Annotated in this window: 16 protein-coding genes and 1 tRNA gene; 9 read left to right on the top strand and 8 right to left on the bottom strand. The window is 66.0% G+C overall.

The features are described 5' to 3' along the window. Positions 1 to 11 precede the first annotated feature (11 nt). Positions 12 to 317: a hypothetical protein gene (locus tag ACFVV5_RS15490; RefSeq protein WP_387245870.1), complete on the bottom strand. Its 306-nt coding sequence runs from the start codon at positions 315 to 317 to the stop codon at positions 12 to 14. A gap of 191 nt (positions 318 to 508) precedes the next feature. Between ACFVV5_RS15490 and ACFVV5_RS15485 the strand changes: the two genes are divergently transcribed. The 3 genes from ACFVV5_RS15485 (at position 509) to ACFVV5_RS15475 (ending at position 3,727) form a co-directional block, all read left to right on the top strand. Beyond that, entirely contained in the window at positions 509 to 1,234 is a 726-nt protein-coding gene (locus ACFVV5_RS15485; RefSeq protein WP_387245868.1) for an ABC transporter ATP-binding protein, read from the top strand. Further along, positions 1,231 to 1,998, top strand: coding sequence for an ABC transporter permease (locus ACFVV5_RS15480; RefSeq protein ID WP_387245866.1), 768 nt, complete (start codon positions 1,231 to 1,233; stop codon positions 1,996 to 1,998). Before ACFVV5_RS15485 ends, ACFVV5_RS15480 begins: the two co-directional genes overlap by 4 nt. Before the next feature lie 1,027 nt (positions 1,999 to 3,025). Further along, entirely contained in the window at positions 3,026 to 3,727 is a 702-nt protein-coding gene (locus ACFVV5_RS15475) for a hypothetical protein (RefSeq protein ID WP_387245864.1), read from the top strand. An 833-nt stretch (positions 3,728 to 4,560) separates the two neighbouring features. Here ACFVV5_RS15475 and ACFVV5_RS15470 read toward each other — a convergent pair. Then, a complete protein-coding gene (locus ACFVV5_RS15470; RefSeq protein ID WP_387245862.1) occupies positions 4,561 to 5,664 on the bottom strand; it encodes a GNAT family N-acetyltransferase in 1,104 nt (367 codons plus the stop codon). 808 nt (positions 5,665 to 6,472) lie between these two features. On the opposite strand from ACFVV5_RS15470, the gene ACFVV5_RS15465 reads away from it, so the two are divergent. From ACFVV5_RS15465 to ACFVV5_RS15455, 3 genes are read left to right on the top strand one after another with little or no spacing between them, the layout of a single operon-like run. Further along, complete coding sequence (locus ACFVV5_RS15465) at positions 6,473 to 7,069, top strand: dihydrofolate reductase family protein (RefSeq protein WP_387245860.1); 597 nt, start codon at positions 6,473 to 6,475, stop codon at positions 7,067 to 7,069. 17 nt (positions 7,070 to 7,086) lie between these two features. After that, a complete protein-coding gene (locus ACFVV5_RS15460) occupies positions 7,087 to 7,422 on the top strand; it encodes a YciI family protein (RefSeq protein ID WP_387245858.1) in 336 nt (111 codons plus the stop codon). After that, the gene (locus ACFVV5_RS15455) at positions 7,419 to 8,636 is read left to right on the top strand and encodes an RNA polymerase sigma factor (protein WP_387245856.1); all 1,218 of its coding nucleotides are present in this window, start codon (positions 7,419 to 7,421) and stop codon (positions 8,634 to 8,636) included. The genes ACFVV5_RS15460 and ACFVV5_RS15455 overlap by 4 nt, the downstream gene beginning before the upstream one ends. Positions 8,637 to 9,036: 400 nt before the next feature. On the opposite strand, the gene ACFVV5_RS15450 is transcribed toward ACFVV5_RS15455, so the two are convergent. From ACFVV5_RS15450 to ACFVV5_RS15430, 5 genes are all read right to left on the bottom strand, one after another. After that, the gene (locus ACFVV5_RS15450) at positions 9,037 to 9,375 is read right to left on the bottom strand and encodes a hypothetical protein (protein WP_387245854.1); all 339 of its coding nucleotides are present in this window, start codon (positions 9,373 to 9,375) and stop codon (positions 9,037 to 9,039) included. Positions 9,376 to 9,625: 250 nt separating this feature from the next. Beyond that, on the bottom strand, positions 9,626 to 10,144 hold the full coding sequence (locus tag ACFVV5_RS15445; protein ID WP_387245852.1) for a DUF2127 domain-containing protein: 519 nt from the start codon (positions 10,142 to 10,144) through the stop codon (positions 9,626 to 9,628). A 46-nt stretch (positions 10,145 to 10,190) separates the two neighbouring features. Continuing rightward, positions 10,191 to 11,804, bottom strand: a complete 1,614-nt coding sequence (locus ACFVV5_RS15440) for a phospholipase D family protein (RefSeq protein WP_387245850.1) — start codon at positions 11,802 to 11,804, stop codon at positions 10,191 to 10,193. A gap of 82 nt (positions 11,805 to 11,886) precedes the next feature. Next, positions 11,887 to 12,090 carry a hypothetical protein gene (locus ACFVV5_RS15435; RefSeq protein WP_387245848.1) on the bottom strand — a complete coding sequence of 68 codons (204 nt, stop codon included), beginning with the start codon at positions 12,088 to 12,090 and terminating at the stop codon, positions 11,887 to 11,889. 29 nt (positions 12,091 to 12,119) lie between these two features. Beyond that, the gene (locus ACFVV5_RS15430) at positions 12,120 to 12,551 is read right to left on the bottom strand and encodes a VOC family protein (protein ID WP_387245846.1); all 432 of its coding nucleotides are present in this window, start codon (positions 12,549 to 12,551) and stop codon (positions 12,120 to 12,122) included. An 18-nt stretch (positions 12,552 to 12,569) separates the two neighbouring features. On the opposite strand from ACFVV5_RS15430, the gene ppk2 reads away from it, so the two are divergent. From ppk2 to ACFVV5_RS15415, 3 genes are all read left to right on the top strand, one after another. Continuing rightward, positions 12,570 to 13,475, top strand: coding sequence for a polyphosphate kinase 2 (gene ppk2, locus ACFVV5_RS15425; protein WP_387245844.1), 906 nt, complete (start codon positions 12,570 to 12,572; stop codon positions 13,473 to 13,475). A 137-nt stretch (positions 13,476 to 13,612) separates the two neighbouring features. Continuing rightward, the gene (locus ACFVV5_RS15420; protein ID WP_387245842.1) at positions 13,613 to 14,353 is read left to right on the top strand and encodes a DUF2510 domain-containing protein; all 741 of its coding nucleotides are present in this window, start codon (positions 13,613 to 13,615) and stop codon (positions 14,351 to 14,353) included. A gap of 84 nt (positions 14,354 to 14,437) precedes the next feature. Further along, a tRNA-Ser gene (locus tag ACFVV5_RS15415) sits at positions 14,438 to 14,528 on the top strand. 61 nt (positions 14,529 to 14,589) lie between these two features. On the opposite strand, the gene ACFVV5_RS15410 is transcribed toward ACFVV5_RS15415, so the two are convergent. Then, the gene (locus ACFVV5_RS15410) at positions 14,590 to 15,138 is read right to left on the bottom strand and encodes a TetR/AcrR family transcriptional regulator (protein ID WP_387245840.1); all 549 of its coding nucleotides are present in this window, start codon (positions 15,136 to 15,138) and stop codon (positions 14,590 to 14,592) included. Positions 15,139 to 15,157 lie beyond the last annotated feature (19 nt).

Genomic DNA, 15,157 nt, shown 5'->3' with positions numbered 1-15,157 from the left:
CGAAGGTCCTGTCAGCACCGGTCCAGCCCAGGGTGATCTAGCCATGATTCGACCTGCGCTTGCCCGTCGCGTGAGTTTCCAACGTCAATCGCCAATCTGTCGCCCAGGGTGGAATTGGGGTGGCGCTCCCGTACCGTGCCCACTCCGCTGGCGGCGCAGGTGTCGAAGGCGCGGATGGTCCAACCGGTGAGGTTGACGGAGTCGATGACGGTCGCAAGATCGTCGACGCCTTCGGCGCGCTTGTTGCATTTGACGGTGGTTTCGTACGCAGCCGATACAGATCCGCACCCGAGCGGACAAATGGCGGCCATCAGCATTGTCCCGACCTGGCTGAGCCTGCGGCAAGTGCGACCCCGCGCGGCGCGTGGTCGCGGGTCTATGCTGTGGTTGGTGCGCCGGGAAGTCTGGTCGGCGGGCAGTCGGTTCGGCTGCTCCGATCGATCGATTGTGGGTGTCGCCTGTGACACAATCTGCGGTTCCTCTTGCTTCTGAGCACGAGGGAATGGTGATGCGATCAGTATCCCGGACCTATCCGGGTGGCGTCGGCGTGCACGCTGTCTCGCTCGAGGTGCGAGCGGGTGAGGTGCACGCTCTTGTCGGGTTGAACGGTGCAGGCAAGTCGACACTGATGAAACTCCTCCTCGGGATGCTGCGACCGCACTCCGGAACGGTGAGGCTCGGCGGCGAGGACATCCGCACCGCTCCGCCACCGCTGTGGTCACAGGTGGGTCAGCTGGTGGAGACGCCGTTGGCGTATCCGGAGTTCACCGTGACCGGGAACCTGCTGATGAACGCGACGCTCCGTGGCGTCGCCGCCGCCCAGCGCCGTGCGATGGTGGATGAAGCGATCGTGGAGTTCGGGCTCGGCGAGTTCGCCGGCAACCGGGCGAGGGTCCTGTCGTCTGGCAACCGTCAACGACTGGGTCTGGCGGCGGTCCTCCAGCACTGGCCCCGTTTCGTCGTGCTGGATGAACCGACGAACGCGCTCGACCCGGCCGGCACCATCGTGTTGCGGGATGTGCTGCGTGAGCGTGCGGAAAATGGTGCCGCAGTCCTCATCTCGAGCCATCATCTCGACGAAGTCGCGCGGGTGGCGGACCGGATCACGGTGATGAACGCCGGGCGGCTGATCGGTCGCCTCGACCCGGGAGCGACCGAGCTCGAGAAGGCGTTCTTCGCGCTTGTGCTGCACGACGACGAGACCCGCGGCGAGACGACGGGGCAGCACCTATGAGCATCCACGGGCTCGGGGCGGCAGTCTCGGTGGAGGGCCGCAAGGCGATCGCGGCGCGCGTGCCGGTCGTCACTGCCGTTCTGCTGATCGTCGGTGTCACCGCGATCTGCTTGTCCACGACGATTGCGGCCGCCTCCGGGTCGGCCGACATCATGGCCAAACTCGGTCCGCTGGTCGCCGCCGGCGGTTGGCCTGGCTACCTCAACGCAGCACTTCAGGTCACCGCGGCCGGCAGCGCCGGCGCGTGCGGGATCTTGCTCAGCTGGAGCTTCGGCCGGGAATTCAGCGAAGGCACCATTTCCGGCCTGTTCGCCCTCCCCGTCTCCCGGGTCGCGATCGCAGCGTCGAAGCTGGCTGTCTATCTGCTGTGGTCCGTGGTCGCGGCGGTGGCGGTGACCGTCGTGCTGGTTGTCGCCGGCCTGGCGGCTGGGCTCGGGACCCTGACAGCCGCTGACGTCGGCGTCGCCGGCAGGATCCCGGTGCTGGTGGTGTTGACCGCGTGCATGGCGACCCCGGCCGCCTGGGTCTCCACGCTCACCCGCGGACTGCTCGGCGGAATCGCGGTGACGATCGGTCTGGTGGCCAGCGCCCAAGTCCTGGTTTTCGCCGGGTCTGGCCCGTGGTATCCGCCCGCAGCTCCCGCCTTGTGGGCGCTTCAACCCACCGGAACGAACGGGATCGCTGCCCTGGTCGGGCTGCTCCTCCCGCTCGTGTTCGTGTGCCTGACCATTCTCGGTTGGCGGCGACTGCAACTCGACCGATGACAGGGCTGTTCTCGGTGGGTGCGAGTCCGGACGTGCTGAGAAGTCTGGTCGGCAGGCGGTGATCAACCGCTCAGACCGTTGTGAGGAGCCCGGATGTTGTTCGTTCGATCGGAGCGCCTGTGAGCCATCCTGCTGCTCGTCGCCGCCGTCATCGGCCTGGTGGTGGCGAACTCGGCGATCACGTGCCGGTTATGGCGGAAGCTCTCAATATTGCGCACCATCGGCTCCCGACTTGCCTTCGCCAGACGAAAGGAAGCGTTCGCTCAGCGGTGGCCGAAGCCACCGGATTGGCCGTCGTCGATTTCTGGAGGAGCGGGCCGGACGAACGTGAGGATCTCACCGCATACGACTACGGGTAGCTCGCCACTGCGGGCGAATACGTCGACGTCGTCGTCGACTCGCTGAGGGACGGGCGCGATGGCGCCAACACTCAGCGGAGAAGCTCGGAGCGCCCACCTTTCACAGCTGCCTTGGTGTGACTGGTCAGTACATGCCAGGAGACGCCGCCCAGCGGGGGCATGCGCGGGCAGATTTGTGCACCTTTTGCGCACAACTGGGTGTGATCGTCGAAGGCTGAAGGGAGTTCCGAAGACCCGCAGATCGCCGAAACTCCGCGGATCCGGGCTGGCGGCGCATCCCCGTCTAGCCCGTGGATAGAGTTCCAAACCCACGCGCATGACACAGGGTCTGCCGAGAAAATTGGCCAACCTCTCGCGCTAAGCCGAGCTTCGTGTGATGTGTCAAGACATCGGTAACGAATCTGCCTCAGCAACATCGGTAACACTTCATGTCTCAGTACATCGGTGACAGTTGGTGGGGTTCGCGCGGGCAATGCCCCGCGAGTCGCCGCTGCGCGAGCACGTAGAAGCCTTCGCGCGCAACGCACTCGGCCGCGACTGAGTGTCTTCAAGCGGGGGTTTCTCCGACGTGTTCACGCCGCCCCCCGGAGAAATGCGTCATCGCCCCTCGCTGTCGGTGTCCGGCGTACTTCGCAGCGGGACCTTCGACTCTGTCGGGGAGGGTCGCGGTGGCCGATGATCACGGCATGATGTGGAGCATCGAACGACAGGGCGGCGTCGCCGGTTTGGTGTCGGTGGCGATCGGACTCCTCGCTGAGGTGTTCGAGCGCGGCATCGCCCGTGGCGGCACGGACGCGGCGACGATCCGGCACTTTCAGGAGCAGGCTGGCGCCGTGCGAATGCAGACGCTTCTCTTCGTTCTCGGCGCGGCCTTCCTGTTCTGGTTTCTCGCGGGGTTGAGATCGCGTCTGGCTGCGGCCGAAGGCGGTGACGGCTCTCTTGCCCTCCTCGTCTTGGTTGCGGGGGCGGCATCGAACACCGTTTCGCTGATCGCCCTGTCGGTGCAGGAGGCGTTGACACTCGAGACGCCTTCGACGGCTCTCGCAGCGCTCGACGACGCGCTCTTCTTGATCGCCGGTCTGCCGCTCGCAGTCGTGCTGGTGGCCGTTGCCGTTCTGGCGTTCACGCGTCACGCGTTCGCCTCGTGGATCGGTTGGCTGTCGATCGCTGCGGCAGTTCTGCAGATCGTGCCGCTATTCGGCATGCTCGCCAGCGGCGGCCCCCTGGCGCCCGGCGGATGGGTATCTGCATTCCTGCCCTACCCGCTGTACCTCATTTGGCTAACCGCGGTCGCGGTGCTGATGACGATGAGGCCGATCTCAGAGAGCGAGCGCGTCCGCCGGGATGTTCCAGCTTCAATTGTGAGGTAGCGCATCGAGCACGCCTTTCCGTTGGTGGTCGAGAGAGAGGGAGAGGTGCACAATGCCGAGACCGTGGAGTACCGGGCTGGGGTTCAGCGGAGGGAAGATGCGCCGCGAGACCCTGGCACAGAGCACCGGAAGGAGCTACGATCGGGCGGCGGAAGGACACCAGAAGCAGCAGGTACAGCGCCGCGCACGGCGACGGCGATCATCGGCTCGGGGGAACGGGTGGCCACTGCTTGATCGCGAGACGGACGCGAGGATCAACGAGTTCGACGCGGCTCGTTCCTCAAAGAACGAGGAGAAGCGTCACCACCAAACAGCACAGAAGTGTCACCGATGTCTGAGGCAGATTCGTCACCTATGTCCTGAGACACATGGCGGCGGCCTTCCCACCGTCAGGCGAGATCGACGTTGACCAGCACCCAACCAGTGCCCGGCGCCCGGGCTTGCTGACTCACCTTGATTGCCGCGGCGCGCAGCTGAATTGCGGTGCGCTGCCGCGCGTGGCTCACGTGGGCATACTCGTTCGTCTAATGCGAGCCCGTAACACATCTGCGGTGCGCACGCATGCCCTCCCTGCATCCCTAGTACTAACGCCGGTGTCCCGTCGGGGGGTCGGCGTGACAACACTTTGACAACACTTGGGCGAAACCAGAGAGTGTCGAGCGAGGTCAAGGAGCGTCAAGGACCGGCCAGATTCTGCGGTTTTGCTCGTGGTCTCCGACGTCGCAAGACCCTCGGTTAGAGTTCGAATCCCACGCCCTCCGCGGACACACGAATGGCAGGGCGTTCTGCCCTGGGCTTCAGCGGGAAGATCCCGTGGCCATCCGAGCGTCTCGTCAGATTTTCGACTCAAATAGCTTCTTGCGCCATCGCGCGGAGAAACAGGTCGCGGCGAAGCCGATCGACTCGTTGACGTCGAGCATGGGGCGGTTCTCTTCGGCGTTGACTGTCTCCACGCGTTGGCAGGCGGGGAACCGGGCAGCCAGTTCACGGAGGTTTGTGAGCTTCAGCAGCATCCCAAGTCGGCGTCCGCGGTGCTCGCGCAGAACCAGGGTGTCCATCTGCTCGGCCGGCCGATCGGACTCGGCCGACACGTCGAGTTCAGTGAACCCGACAGCCTGTCCTGTCGCCTCGTCGACCACGATCGACGTCAATGCTACGCGGGGGCTTTCGGCCCAGAGGTCGTCGACGGATCGGACGCGGTCCGCCGTCCAGACGTCGGTCAGTTGGATGCCGGCGTTGGGTGCGTCGGTGCTCATCCTGGAGCGCAGGAGCGCGATGGATTCGACCCACTCCTCGGGTGTCCGCCCCTGCCAGGTGATCGTCCGGTAGCCGGCGGCTGCGGTGACCGCGTCGCCGAGGCGAGCGGAAAACACATCCGCGTCGAGGGGCAGCGGCAGAGCGCTGACACACGCCACCTGTTCGAGCGAGAACCCCTGACGTCGCAGGAATCGGGTCGATGGGAGATCGAGCGGAACCGACCCGAAGCCCGTTGGTGCGGGGACGGCCTCGCCCTCGACGCCTGCCGGGTAGGTCGTCTGATTCTGGATGGTCGTGCGGCCGGCATCCTGAGCCATCTGCTCCAGGCGGCCATAGAGCGCCGAGCCGATGCCGAGACCACGGAACTCGGGAAGGACGGAGATTGCGCCCCAGCATTCCTCCGCACCGACCGGCAATGCCAGGTTCCCTCGCGCGACGACGCGGCCGCCGACCTTGGCGACGAGTCCGGCCATCGGCCTCGACTCGTCCTTCCAGTCCGGCAACAGCTCGGCCGCGGTCATGACCTCGCCGCCGTGGCCGCGCTGCTCCGCCTCGACGGCGCTCCGCACCGCGGCCATGGCGATGAAGTCCGCCGCATCCGCTGCGTTGATGCTGACCGGGACGACGAGCGGTTCGATGGTGAAGCCCGAGAGCGTGATGGTGGGATCTGAAGAAAACATGAAACCTCTTTGTTCGCAGGATCGATCGACTCACCCACGGTCGTGGGGAGGAAGGGAATCGCTGCTAGAGGATCACGAGGTCCAGCATTCCACAGCAGCGCCCCGGGCGACAAGGCTCGGGCGCTCAGCCAGGAGATCGGGACTTCCGCCCGGGTGCGGGCTCAGCAGACCCATCGAGGCCGCCGACGCCGCCCGACCGAGCGTCTTCCCACAGATTGCGAGTGATGGTCGTCTGAATGCGCTTGTCGAACGCTGAGGCGAGCGAGACCCCAGGGCACCGTGGCCCACGCAGAACCCGCTAGCTGACACCGATGCCCTGAGACATGAACTGTTACCGATGTCCTGAGGCGGAACTGTCAGAGATGTCCTGATACATCACAGACATGACACGGCAACCGCGCCTCAACGAGACCAAATTTGCGCACATTTTGCTCACAATCGAGAGATCGAATGGGATCACGAAGGGCCGAGGACGGCGCAATATTGTTGATCCCACGCCCTCCGCTGGATGAAATACCCGATCAGAAACGGGCCCGTTCGTAATCCGGAGCGAGATGTGCCCACGGTTGGTCCGTATCTCGGCCGCGGGCGCTACTCTCACCCGCCTTCTCCAAGCCGTCTGACACTGCCACTCGACCAAGGTTGGTCGGCGCCGCGGCGATCGAGCTCGTTCAGGCGACCCATCGAGGGCGTCGACGGCATCGCGCTCCTGCCCCGCGCCTCCTTCAACATCGCGGGAACAAATCCCGCGCCGTTGTCGAAATGCCTCTTCTGCGTTCGTTGCACTGGTGAGAGAAAGGAACTCACCATGAAACTCACGATCAGCCTGCAGGTCACCCTGGACGGAGTCGCACAGGCGAATGGCGGGAACAACGAGGAGATGGACCCCGGATTCACACGCGGCGGCTGGGCGCTCTCGTTCGACGACAAGGATGCTACCCAGTACATCCTCGATACCTGGCGGCGTCCGGATGCGTTCCTGCTCGGCCGCAGGACGTTCGGCCTATTTGAGACGTTCTGGGGAGCCAGGAGCGACGACAGTTGGTTCGGGGAGGCGATCAGCTCCAAGCCGAAGTACGTGGTCTCGAACACGCTGACCGATCCCGCCTGGGAGCACACCACCGTGATCTCGGGTGAGATCGCCGCCGAGATTCGCGAACTCAAGGCCCGGCCGGGCGGCGAACTCCTACTCGTCGGCAGTGCTGCGCTCGCCCGCTGGCTCCTGGAGAACGAGCTGGTCGATGAGCTGAACCTCGTCCAGTTTCCGGTGATCGTCGGGGAAGGTAGGCGCCTCTTCCCGCAGGACGGCCTGGACTTCGGGCTGGAGCTGCAGGATTCGAGGGTGTTCGGCACGGGCATCGTCGCACTCACCTACCGCGTGGGCGGCCGCCCCGTCTACGCGTGAGTGAGAGGATCGACGGCATGCAGTACTTGGTCAATGTCATCGACGACCGCAGCGAGTCGGGGACAGCCGAAGAGGCTGTCGCGATCGACGCGTTCAACGAGAAGCTGGTGGCCGGCGGGAACTGGGTGTTCGCGGCCGGCCTGGCCGACCCGACCGCATCGACCGTCGTCGACGGCCGCGGCGACGAGCCGGTGTTCACCGACGGCCCGTTCGTGGAGGCGAAGGAATGGGCGGCGGGGTTCTGGATCATCGAGGCCCCCGACCTCGACGTCGCCCTGAAGCTGACGGCGGAGGGCTCGAGAGCCTGCAACCGCCGCCTCGAGATTCGTCGGGTTCTTCCGCCGCCCGAGTGAGCGACGTCCGCGACGCGCTGACCCGTGCCCACCGCGAGGAGTGGGCGCGGGTCGTCGCGACGCTCGCCAAGCGCTTCACCAACCTCGACACCGCAGAGGACGCAGCCGCAGAGGCCTTCGCAACCGCAGCAGAGCGGTGGCCGGAGGACGGCATCCCGCCGGCACCGGGCGCGTGGCTGACGACGACGGCGACGCGGAAGGCGATCGACAGGATCAGGCGCGAGAGCACGCGCGATGCCAGACACAGGGAGGCGATGCTCGTGTACGACACCGAGCAGGAGCCGCTCGGCGTCATCGACGACGATCGACTGCGGCTGATCTTCATCTGCTGCCACCCGGCCCTCGCGATGGAGGCGCGGATCGCCCTGACGCTCCGCATGGTCGGCGGCCTGACCGTGCCGGAGATCGCGAACGCGTTCCTCGTGCAGGACACGACGATGGGCGCCCGCATCACACGCGCGAAATCGAAGATCACGGCGAGCGGCATCCCGTATCGCATGCCTGCCGCCGTCGATCTGCCCGCCCGGGTGTCGGGGGTGCTGGCCGTGCTGTTCCTGATCTTCAACGAGGGCTACCTGGCGTCGGGGCCCGATACACCGCCGGTGCGTGAGGAGCTCACAGCAGAGGCCATCCGCCTCACCCGGTTGCTGCGCGAGCTGCTGCCGGCGAACGGTGAGGTCACCGGGATGCTGGGGCTGATGCTGCTGACCGAGGCGCGTCGTAGGGCGCGCGTCTCGCCGTCGGGTGAGCTGGTCCCGCTCGGCGAGCAGGACAGGGCCTTGTGGGATGCTGCGCTCATCTCCGAGGGGCACGCCCTGGTCCGCGAGCGGCTGGCTTCCGGTCGCGCGCCCGGGCGGTATCAGTTGTTGGCCGCGATCAACGCGGTGCACACCGACGGCACAGCGACCGACTGGGCGCAGGTCGTCTCGCTCTACGATCAGCTGGTGGCGCTCGACCCTTCTCCGATCGTGCAGCTCAACCGGGCCATCGCGGTCGGCGAGTGCGACGGCCCCGCCAGGGGACTCGCACTGGTCGACCGGCTCGCGGACGAGCTCAACGGGTATCACCCCTTCCATGCGGCTCGGGCGCTGTTGCTCGGACGTCTCGGCCGGGACGCCGAGGCGCGGGAGGCGTACGGTGCCGCGAGCGCGCTCGCGGAGAACTCCGCCGAGATCGCGTATTTCGAGCGGCGTCGGCGGGAGCTCCGGTCCTAGGCCGCGTGCCGACGAGGGGCATCAGTCGTGCGCGCGTTTTCGTGCCCGCGGAGCATCCGTGGGCACCGCCGGGCCTCGTTCGCGACGTTCGAATCGTCGGCCGAGCGGGCGCGCTGAAACCCCGTGTGATCACGCTGAGAAGCACCGTTACGGTGACGGCTGAAACGGCCGTAGCGACCACGTCGGATGCTCCCAGTTGTACGATCGCGAGGAGCGCGAATACCACTGACGCAAGGCCGCGTGGGCCGAACCATCCCATGAACAGCACCGTTGCTCGATCCTCGGGCGTCCTGATGAGTGCGATCGTTACAGGAACAATGCGGATCACGGTCAAGCTCAGGACCGCATAGAGGACGACGGTCAGCGAGAAATGCTCGAAGGCGAGAGGGACGAGGACTGCTCAGAAGAAGAACCAGACGACCAGCGCTAAGAGTTCGCCTCCGAGTTCGGGGAGCTCAGCGAGCGTATCCCGGTTCGGAAGCCTTCTGGGCAGTGCCGATCCGAAAGTGATGCCGGCGGCGAAAGCGGCGACGAAGCCGTTGCCATCGATCGTTATCGTCAGCGCGAAGCTTGCGTTGAGCGCACGGCGAACGCTCATGGGAAGGGCCTCGTCGTTGATGACTTGTGAACTGAGGGCTGCATCAGTGGGGGCAAGAGCCGCACCCACGAAACCGGCGAGAGCCCAGGCGAAGTCGTGAAAAAGCCACGCCGCGGTAACGCTGCCCAGAATGACGGTCACCGGGAGTCCTATGCCGAGGAGCCGTGACGGCACGAGAAGATTCCTGCGGAGCCCCACTGATCGTTCGCCAAGAGGAATCCGGCTGCAGTGAATAGCAGTGGACCGGTGACGTTCCATTTCGCGAGCCGATCAGAGACGACGGACCAGCCCAATACGAGGAGCGCGATAACAGCTATCGCCAGGTCGCTCATCGCATCGCTCACCTTCTGGATCTGGAGCCTACGCGCTCGGCAGGGAGGCTCGCTTGCGGTCAGCTCTGAGCAGGGCGGCGGAAGACCCAGTCGAGGGTCCCGCGCCAGGTGTTGCGCAGTTCGCGGTTGCGTCGCCATTCGCGCCAGGTGAGCCAGATGATCACCGCGTCGAACACCGTGAGGACGGCCACGCCCAGGGACGGATGGGTGAACAGCTCGTAGACCTGGAAGACCAGGAACGCTCCGAGCGCGGCCATTGCCCACGGGTAAACGCGTCGCGTCCCGATCAGCAGGGCGACCACGATCGCGACCTTGACCACGCCGTGCATCAGCAGATACGCGGCGATGAACAACTCACCCCCAGCGTGGAGACGGGAGGCCCCGTGGATGATCAGGTTTGCGATGAGGTCGTGCGGATCCTCGGATAGTTCCTCGGCCGTCGCGGCATTGGCGGCTCCGAGCAGTTGGGCCGGGGTGACGAAGAGCAGCAGCGTTCCACCGATCACTTCGACGAGGCCGTCGAGGCCCTTGAACACGACGCCGACGAGGAAGACCAGGTCGAGGATGCGTTCTCTCATCTCGCTTTCCTCCCACGCCCGTCAATGGCTCGCTGCATCGGTGCGGCTAGAACCGGGTTGTGCCTCGTAGCCGGCGGGGGCGGCCGTCCGGGTCGATGAGGATGCGGTTGACGGGGTCGGCCCAGAGTCGTTGGATGCGTGAGACGGGTTCGGGAACGTGGTGGCGCACGCGACCGTCGGGTCGGGGTGAGTGGTGGGCGGTTTCGTGCCAGTGGTCGAGAGCGTCGGCGGCGGTGTTCCAGAGTTCGAGGCCGGCCGCGGGGTCGAGAAGCCGGGGGTCGTTCCGGTCCACGCTGAGGTGCTCGGCCCAGAGTCGGAGGCGGAGGTCGCGTGCGAGCCCGTCCTCGTGGTCGTCGCCGGCGCGTGTGCCGGATGGTTCCTGCGCGTGAGCGCTGGTGTCGATGACGGCGCAGGTGAGTTCGCTGTCGGTGGTCCACGATCGACGGTTGAAGTTGTCGGAGCCGCACGTGAGCCAGGTGTCGTCCACGATGCAGACCTTGGCGTGAACGTAGATCGGAGTTCCGGCGCTGTTCTCCAGGTTGAACACCCCGACTCGGTGCGGCGCGGTCTGGCGGAGCATCCGGAGCGCGCGCAGTTGCCCGATCCGGCTGGGCGGTCCTGCGAGGGGGCCGTTGGAGGCGGGGTAACGGGGCACCACGACGATCACGTTCAATGACGGGTTGCGTTCGAGGGCTTGGGCGATACCGGCGGCGACCTCTGTCGACCACATGTATTGGTCCTCGATATAGATCAGCGATCGGGCGCGGGCGAAGGCTTTCGCGTATGCGCGGGCGATACTGCGCTCACCCGTGGGAGCGAACGGGAACGGCGGTCGCTTGCGGCCGTAGGTTCGCAGCACCTGCACCGCGTGAGGGCCGATCGGTGGGGGTGGCGGGGCAGCCTCGGGGAGCGGCTTGGGATGGCGGGGCATGCGGGCCAGTCGTTGCTGCAGCATCCGGTAGGGCGTGCGTCTGTCGAGCGGGTTGGGGTCGTTCCATCGTTCAGCGAACGTGGCCAGCAGGTCGGCCACCACCGGGCCACGCAGCTCGAGTGTTGCGTCGTGCCACGGGGGTCGTCTCCCGTACCGGGGATCCATTTTCAGCGCTTGCGGGTCGCCCGCGTGGTCGGCGTCGTCTCGACGGCTGTGGCAAAGGTCGATCCCGCCGACGAAAGCGACATCGCCCGACGGGTCGTCATGGTGCCGGATGACGAAGAGTTTCTGGTGATGGGAGCCGAACTTGCGCACTCGCTGATCGAGCAGGGCCTCGCCACCGGCGTCGTTGATCCGACGACCGAGGTGCTCGTTCGATCGGCCGCTGATCGGGGCCGAGACGCGTTCTCCGTGGGACCTCCAGACAAGACCGCGCACCTCCACTCCCGCGTGGGCCAACTCTGCGAGCAGATCTCCGATCGACGGTCCGTCCTTCAACAGCCGCTCGTCGGCGTCGCCACGCCAGTCGGTGAACCAGACGCGGTCTCCGCGCTGCAGGCCCGACAGCTCCTGATGGAGCCGGGCGAAATAGGTCGCTCCATGGATCAGCGGCTTCACGAGGTTGCCCTCCGACCAGGACGGCGAACCGGCCTCGCCGGCCTGCACGTCTGTGGCCGGATTTCCCCGTTCGGCGCGGCTCAGGAACCACGCGCCCGAAGCATCATTCACGCGATGCACTCTACGGCAACAGCACTGGCCTACTCGGGCCAGGTCAGCGTGCCTCTGGCCGAGCCAGGGGGTGCGGCGCTGATCAGCGCGTTCGGCGGCGGCGGCGGACGATCGCGATCGCGATCAGCACCAACCCGATCAGGAGAACGATCGGACCCATGGTGGCCCACAGGGACGAACCGCTCATCGCCGAACCTCTCAGGACGTTGAGCCCCTGCAGGGTCCACACCAACCCGATCGCGGTCAGGATCACTCCGGGCACCAGAAACAGCCAGCTGCGCTTCACGATCTCACCTTACGTCCGTCGGCGACGCATCACTGCAGGCAGAACTCGTTTCCTTCCGGGTCCCGCATCATGATCGCAAATTCCTCGAACGGCCCCCATGACCCGCTGAGGGTCTTCTCCTCCGTCGCACCCAGGGCGACGAGCCGATCGCGTTCGGCCTCCAACTCGGCCTGGGAAGCGCGGCGGTCCTCGAACGGTGTGAGGTCGATGTGCATCCGGTTCCGCTGCCGCCGCTCGTGGTGGTACCGGGTGAAGTAGAAGCGCTGGTGATCCGGATTCTCGTCCCAGGCCTCCGCGCGCTCCGCGAGATCATCGTCGTCCAGTCCTGCCTCCCGCAATGCCGCCTCGTCTTCGGGAGACCACGCGGTCCACTCGGGGTAGCCCATGACAGCACACCAGAACCGGGCGAGCGCGGCGGGATCCTCGGCATGGAAGGTGATGTTGGCGATGCGAGGGGTCATAGGTAGAGAGTAGGAACCATGGCCGACGAGATACCGACGAACCTCCGCGAGTACATCGAATACCTGCGCGAGACCGGGTACACGGTGCAGGGCGGGCACACTCCCGATCCCGACCTGATCGACCCCGAGGGGAACCCGGTCTACACCTGGCAGGAGGGATACCCCTACTCGGAGCGGATGACCCGCGAACAGTACGAACTCGAGAAGTACCAGCTGCAGGTGGAGTTGCTGAAGTTCCAGTACTGGCTCGAGGACAACGACCGCCGCGCCGTCATCGTCTTCGAGGGTCGCGACGCGGCCGGCAAGGGAGGGACCATCAAACGGTTCACCGAGCACCTCAACCCGCGCACCTCCCGGGTGGTCGCGCTGTCGAAGCCGAACAGCCGTGAGCGGGGCGAGTGGTACTTCCAGCGGTACGTGCAGCATCTGCCGACTGTCGGCGAGATCGTGATGTTCGACCGCTCCTGGTACAACCGGGCGAATGTCGAGCGGGTGATGGGGTTCTGCACCGACGAGGAGTACGAGACCTTCATGACGCAGGCTCCCGCGTTCGAGAAGATGCTGATCGATTCGGGCATCCACCTCACGAAGTTCTGGTTCTCGGTGTCCCGCACGGAGCAGCGCACCCGCTTCGCCATGCGCCAGCTCGATCCGGTGCGGCGGTGGAAGCTCTCCCCGATGGACATCGCCTCACTCGACAGGTGGGACGACTACACGGCGGCCAAGGAGGAGATGTTCCGCCGCACCGACAAGCGACATGCGCCGTGGACGATCGTGCGCTCGAACGACAAGAAGCGCGCACGCGTCAATGCCATGCGCTACTTCCTGGGCCAGTTCGACTACGACGGCAAGGACCCGCTGGTCGCGAGACGCCCTGACCCGCTGATCGTCATGCGCGGCAAGCGCCTCGACGCAGACGAATAGGCGGACCGCCCGACCAGCGCGCCTGCCCGCCGGCGGTCCGAGGGCGACCGATAGGATGCTCGGAAGATCCAAAGGTCTCCGGCGTTACGATCGAGCCGAATGGTCGCCGCCGGCGACAAGAAGCGGAGGCGCGCGCGATGAGCAACACCGACGGACAGGTCCCGGCCGGCTGGTACGCCGACCCGGACAACACTCTGCAGCTGCGCTGGTGGGACGGCGCGCAATGGACGGAGCACTACGCTCCCAACCCGCGGCCGCCCGTGGCGCCGCCCGTGCCGCCGGCCCCGCAACCGACGCCGACGGCGCTCCCCGCCCAGCCGTACGTTGACACGACCGTGTACACCCAGGCCACCGCGGCGCCGGAGCGTCCGAAGCTCGCCGCCGACGCGCGGATCTACAACCCGTGGATCTGGCTGATCGTGGTGCTCCCGTTCCTGAGCATCCTGATCCTGCCGTTCTGGAACCCGCTGAGCGGTCTCTCGATCGTGCAGACCCCGGACGGTCAGTTCCGCGCGTTCGCCGAGCCCGGCTTCTTCGCCAGCCCGTTCTACTTCGTCCTCATCGCGGTCAGCTTCCTCGCGAACGTGCTCGTCGTGGTGTTCGCCTATCTCGACCACCGCGATCTCCTCCGCAAAGGGGTCGAGCGGCCCTTCCACTGGGCGTGGTCGTTCTTCACTTTCCTGTCGTCCGGCTTCCTGGTGTACGTGATCGGCCGCTCGGTCATCGTGCGCAAGGTGGCGCCCGGCAAGGGCCTCGCTCCGATCTGGCTGGCGATCGCGCTCTACGCCCTCTCGATCGTGATCGGGATCATCTGGGCATCCGCCATCTTCTCGTCGCTGGCCGGCCTGATGCACAACTACGGGGCCTCCGGGGTCTGACGCGCGCACCTGAGAATCAGGTGACCGGAGCAGCCGCACGCGTCCGTTATGATTGCTGTCGTGCGTCTGCAATCCGGGCGCTCAGGAGACGTCGCATAGTTCGGCCTAGTGCACCACCCTGCTAAGGTGGAGTGCCCTTTACAGGGCACCGTGGGTTCAAATCCCACCGTCTCCGCACTGAGGTTTTCGTCGCCATCGGCAGAGGATTGGGCCGTTAAGAGCGCAGGCGAGCCGAGCTAAACGCCTTCGAGACCGTGTTGCAGGACCGCGTAGATCGTCTTCGCTTCGACGGCGAAGTTGGGCTGATCGGGGTTCTGCGCGCGGTTGAGACGCATGCCGTCGAGAAGGTACCGGAGGAGTCGCAGGGCGGTCTCGGGGTCTGCGAACTCTTTTTCGAGAAGCGGCCGAAGTCTTTCGGTGACCTGCTCGTTTCGCTTCACGAACCATTCATGTGCCGGGTGGGTCGGGTCGAGAGCTTCCGTCTCGAGTGCATCGAACATCCGCTGGTCGTCGGGCCGCTCCGCGTAATAGTTGATCGCTGAGTCGATCACGTCGGCGAGCGTGAGGTCAGTCGCATCCCCTGCCCCGATGGCTGCGAGGTCGGTCTCGTCGCGGTGCTCGAGCACGGCCTCGAGGAGGCTGTCCAAGGTTGGGAAGTGGTGGATGAGCCCGGGTGCGCTCATCCCGCATTCACGCGCGACCTCGCGGAGGCTGAGGTCGCGGTATCCCTTGCGCACGATGAGGTCCTGCGCGGTCGACACGATCTCTTTCCTGCGTGCTTCCACGCTGAGTCGTCGAGCCACG

Origin of the sequence: Leifsonia sp. NPDC058248, from assembly GCF_042881905.1 — a bacterium.
GTDB lineage: Bacteria > Actinomycetota > Actinomycetes > Actinomycetales > Microbacteriaceae > Leifsonia.
Note: the sequence above shows the minus strand (reverse complement) of the source record. Positions and strands in the feature narration are given on the sequence as shown.

What these genes read in the sequence shown, in the direction of transcription:
- ppk2 (WP_387245844.1), top strand. Translation starts at nt 12,570, where the DNA reads ATGGCCGACGAGATACCGACGAACCTCCGCGAGTACATCGAATACCTG.
- ACFVV5_RS15460 (WP_387245858.1), top strand. Translation starts at nt 7,087, where the DNA reads ATGCAGTACTTGGTCAATGTCATCGACGACCGCAGCGAGTCGGGGACA.
- ACFVV5_RS15485 (WP_387245868.1), top strand. Translation starts at nt 509, where the DNA reads ATGCGATCAGTATCCCGGACCTATCCGGGTGGCGTCGGCGTGCACGCT.
- ACFVV5_RS15430 (WP_387245846.1), bottom strand. Translation starts at nt 12,551, where the DNA reads ATGACCCCTCGCATCGCCAACATCACCTTCCATGCCGAGGATCCCGCC.
- ACFVV5_RS15470 (WP_387245862.1), bottom strand. Translation starts at nt 5,664, where the DNA reads ATGTTTTCTTCAGATCCCACCATCACGCTCTCGGGCTTCACCATCGAA.
- ACFVV5_RS15480 (WP_387245866.1), top strand. Translation starts at nt 1,231, where the DNA reads ATGAGCATCCACGGGCTCGGGGCGGCAGTCTCGGTGGAGGGCCGCAAG.
- ACFVV5_RS15490 (WP_387245870.1), bottom strand. Translation starts at nt 317, where the DNA reads ATGCTGATGGCCGCCATTTGTCCGCTCGGGTGCGGATCTGTATCGGCT.
- ACFVV5_RS15420 (WP_387245842.1), top strand. Translation starts at nt 13,613, where the DNA reads ATGAGCAACACCGACGGACAGGTCCCGGCCGGCTGGTACGCCGACCCG.
- ACFVV5_RS15465 (WP_387245860.1), top strand. Translation starts at nt 6,473, where the DNA reads ATGAAACTCACGATCAGCCTGCAGGTCACCCTGGACGGAGTCGCACAG.
- ACFVV5_RS15445 (WP_387245852.1), bottom strand. Translation starts at nt 10,144, where the DNA reads ATGAGAGAACGCATCCTCGACCTGGTCTTCCTCGTCGGCGTCGTGTTC.